We start from the raw sequence: 3,548 nt of genomic DNA on the forward strand, positions 1-3,548 counted from the left end.
AAAGGCTTCTCTATAATAAGACGATTTAATCCTTTTGTAGCTCACAATCCACTTTCTTTCCTTCATTCATATAAATCTATACTTTTCATATTTCTACTCAAAATTGATAGGCAATACTGTAACACCACATTGTTGCCTATTGTAATCGTTATAACTTTCTTTGTGCTACGAGTGTTATTATAAATCGGCCATAACATGAATAGCAGTACGTACTTTAAAGTGATGTAGCACTTTAAAATACCTGTACTAAGTGAGTAATAATAAACATAATGAATAAATCATGCTGCAAAAATAACATCTACCCTTTCTTCAAAAAGCTTTACAGTAGTTTTTAGAAGTACGTTACATTATTTCATTTCATGCACTTTCCCCTTCTCTATATAAAATTCTCACTAACAAAATTCAAAATATTATACTTATTTTTCGTACTTTGCTATGCTATAACCACAAACAGGAGGTATAAACTATGAAAGCACAAATTATCCATTCTTTTGGGGATTCATCTGTATTTCAATTAGAAAAAGTTTCAAAACCAAGACTTTTACCAGGTCATGTTCTAATCGATGTAAAAGCAACAAGTGTAAATCCAATCGATACAAAAATGCGTAGTGGGGCCGTTTCAGCCGTCGCTCCTGAGTTTCCAGCTATATTACACGGCGATGTAGCTGGTATTGTTATTGAAGTAGGAGAAGGTGTTTCGAAATTCAAATCAGGGGATAAAGTATACGGATGTGCCGGAGGTTTTAAAGAAACTGGAGGTGCACTTGCAGAATTTATGCTTGCTGATGCACGATTAATTGCTCACAAACCTAACAATTTAACAATGGAAGAAGCTGCTGCTCTACCATTAGTTGCAATTACAGCTTGGGAATCTTTATTTGATCGTGCAAATATTAAACCTGGTCAAAATGTTCTCATTCATGGAGCTACTGGTGGCGTAGGACACGTAGCCATTCAACTAGCTAAATGGGCAGGCGCTAAAGTTTTTACAACAGCTTCTCAGCAAAACAAAATGGAAATAGCCCATCGTTTAGGAGCCGATATAGCTATTAATTATAAAGAAGAATCTGTTCAAGAATATGTACAAAAACATACGAACGGAAACGGATTTGAAGTTATATTTGATACAGTAGGCGGCAAGAATCTTGATCATTCTTTTGAAGCTGCTGCGGTCAATGGAACTGTCGTAACTATTGCAGCTCGTTCAACCCATGACCTCTCTCCTTTACACGCAAAAGGACTCTCTCTGCACGTTACTTTTATGGCATTAAAAATATTACATACAGATAAGCGTAATGATTGCGGAGAAATCTTAACGAAAATAACGCAAATTGTAGAAGAAGGAAAACTTCGTCCATTGCTAGATTCTAAACCTTTTACGTTTGATGAAGTTGCACAAGCACATGAATATTTGGAGTCAAATAAAGCAATAGGTAAAATAGTTTTGAAAAACGTTTGGTAACTTTCACTAAATAAAATGTTTGTTGTTGGGAAATAACAGCGAGATCGCTTCGCCTTATCTTTTTCTTAAGAGGCGTGCCACAACCCTAAAAGCTTTCCATCCTTTACAACAAGTAAAAAAATAACAGCTAAATTTTGAGGTGGGGGTCTTACTGCCCAGCAAATAGCGGGATAACATTAAAAAAAACCTTGCAGAAAAATTCTACAAGGTTTTTTTCTATAAATACAAATTAATCACTATATTAAAATGAAAGAGTTTGTAATTCATCACAATAATATTAAATATACGCTGCTTTAAAGGCTTGTTGGACAGCTTGTACTTCTAATGAGTCTTTACCATATAAGTTCGTTGCTACACGAATACAAGCTTCTTTTAATTCTTTAAAATCAGAAGTCATATTTAATTCATCCGTATTTGCATAATAGAAAATATCAAACATTTTATCTTCTCCAATGCCATGTACGTTTACTCCATTATGGCTTCCACCACTAGCAATCAAGTAAGCTACTTTATTAATAATGCTAGAGTTCGTGTGTACACCACCATGATCGTGGTCAGCATCAATAGGTAAGTTATTATAATGCCTATAATCCTCTGGATATCTAGAAGAGATAGATGATGGGTTTTTCATATCTCTAAAAATACGACCTGATTGTTCTCCCATTGTCCAATTGAACTTTCCGTTATTGGCATACTTTTCAACGGCTACTCCTAAAATATCAGATAACGCTTCATTAATTGCACCAGCTTCTCCTGCGTACTCAAGTCCAGACTCATTTCTTGTAACTGCGTGTGTAAATTCATGTCCTGCCACATCAAATGCTCTAACAATTGGATCTCCGTATACTAGCATAGCGCCATTACTAAATGCATTAAACCACTGCTTAGGATTTCCTTTATTCGTACCATTTGTGTTCCAACCATGAACGACAGAAATTACTTTTTGTCCGTTATTATCAAAGCTGTTACGTCCATATTTTTCTTGATAAAAATCATATACTTTCGTTGCTAAATAATGGGCACTAACTGCTTTAGGATCTGTAAAATTTGTAGAATTACTTGTTACTAAATCATCGAGATAACCCCATACATTTCTTCTATAATTATTATAATCTTTATAATTAGCAGTATATGTTTCAATTCCCTTACCACGAGAATAATCTGCAAGCATGTACGTTCCATCACTTCTTTGTGTAATTCCAAACGTACGATTAATACCTAAGTCATCTTTTCCTGTACCTGTTAATTTTGAAGGATCTGTTGATTTATTTGATGTCGCAGATTGGACAATACTACTCTCTACTTGTATACCCAATTTTTGAACGAGTTCTTTTAATAGATTACCACCAAAAGCATCAATTAATACTGTACCGGATACATATTCAGGTGTAGATGCACTAAAAGTAATTTGATATGCGTTTGTAGCTTTATTTGTATTTTCATCTACATATACCACTTGTTTAATTTCTGGTTCTTCGATAAATGTTAGATCATTTCCATAGATGTTGAAAAGCTGTTTCTTTGCATCCTCTTCTGATAGAGTAATAGGTTGTTTCAAATCTTCCTGTTGTTGTAAATTTTGGGCACTATCTCCCGAAACGCTCGTAAGTACACCATCATCATTAATATGTGCTGTTAGTTGATATCCGTATACATCACGTCCTTCATACGTTTGTTGAAGACGTACCAATGTAGTACCATCATAAGATTTACGACTTTGCGTAACATTATAATTAACTTTGGATTCCGTATTAACTTGCTTTGATGATAATGCTTGTTCTGTTTTTCCTTTTAGTGCATCCTTTGCTACATTTTCTGCCGAATTTTGAGAAGGTGCTGTTAAATTACCTGTTCGGAACGTATCTTCCTTTGTTTCCACTTTTAAATCTTCTGTTTCCGCATGTACTCCTCCATAAGGCATAATCGCCGATAACACCACTCCTGTAGTTAAACCTACCTTTACGAAATTATTCATATTTTTACCCCTTTATAATCGTATTATTAAATTAAATAAATGTATTTTAGAATTTTAAGCATAGATAAAAAATTTTAACTATAGCCAATCGTTTTTACATACCTCTACATA

General features: G+C 34.2%; 2 protein-coding genes. One reads left to right on the forward strand and one right to left on the reverse strand.

All coding sequences use genetic code 11. From position 1 onward, the window contains the following. Positions 1 to 466: 466 nt before the first annotated feature. Positions 467 to 1,462, forward strand: coding sequence for a zinc-dependent alcohol dehydrogenase family protein (locus ACQGS6_RS24720; protein WP_098871775.1), 996 nt, complete (start codon positions 467 to 469; stop codon positions 1,460 to 1,462). 277 nt (positions 1,463 to 1,739) lie between these two features. Here ACQGS6_RS24720 and ACQGS6_RS24725 read toward each other — a convergent pair whose 3' ends face one another. After that, positions 1,740 to 3,437 carry a M4 family metallopeptidase gene (locus ACQGS6_RS24725; protein WP_001058955.1) on the reverse strand — a complete coding sequence of 566 codons (1,698 nt, stop codon included), beginning with the start codon at positions 3,435 to 3,437 and terminating at the stop codon, positions 1,740 to 1,742. Positions 3,438 to 3,548 lie beyond the last annotated feature (111 nt).

The sequence above is a fragment of the Bacillus sp. GMs2/2 genome, assembly GCF_050172095.1.
Taxonomy (GTDB): domain Bacteria; phylum Bacillota; class Bacilli; order Bacillales; family Bacillaceae_G; genus Bacillus_A; species Bacillus_A cereus.

What these genes read in the sequence shown, in the direction of transcription:
- ACQGS6_RS24720 (WP_098871775.1), top strand. Translation starts at nt 467, where the DNA reads ATGAAAGCACAAATTATCCATTCTTTTGGGGATTCATCTGTATTTCAA.
- ACQGS6_RS24725 (WP_001058955.1), bottom strand. Translation starts at nt 3,437, where the DNA reads ATGAATAATTTCGTAAAGGTAGGTTTAACTACAGGAGTGGTGTTATCG.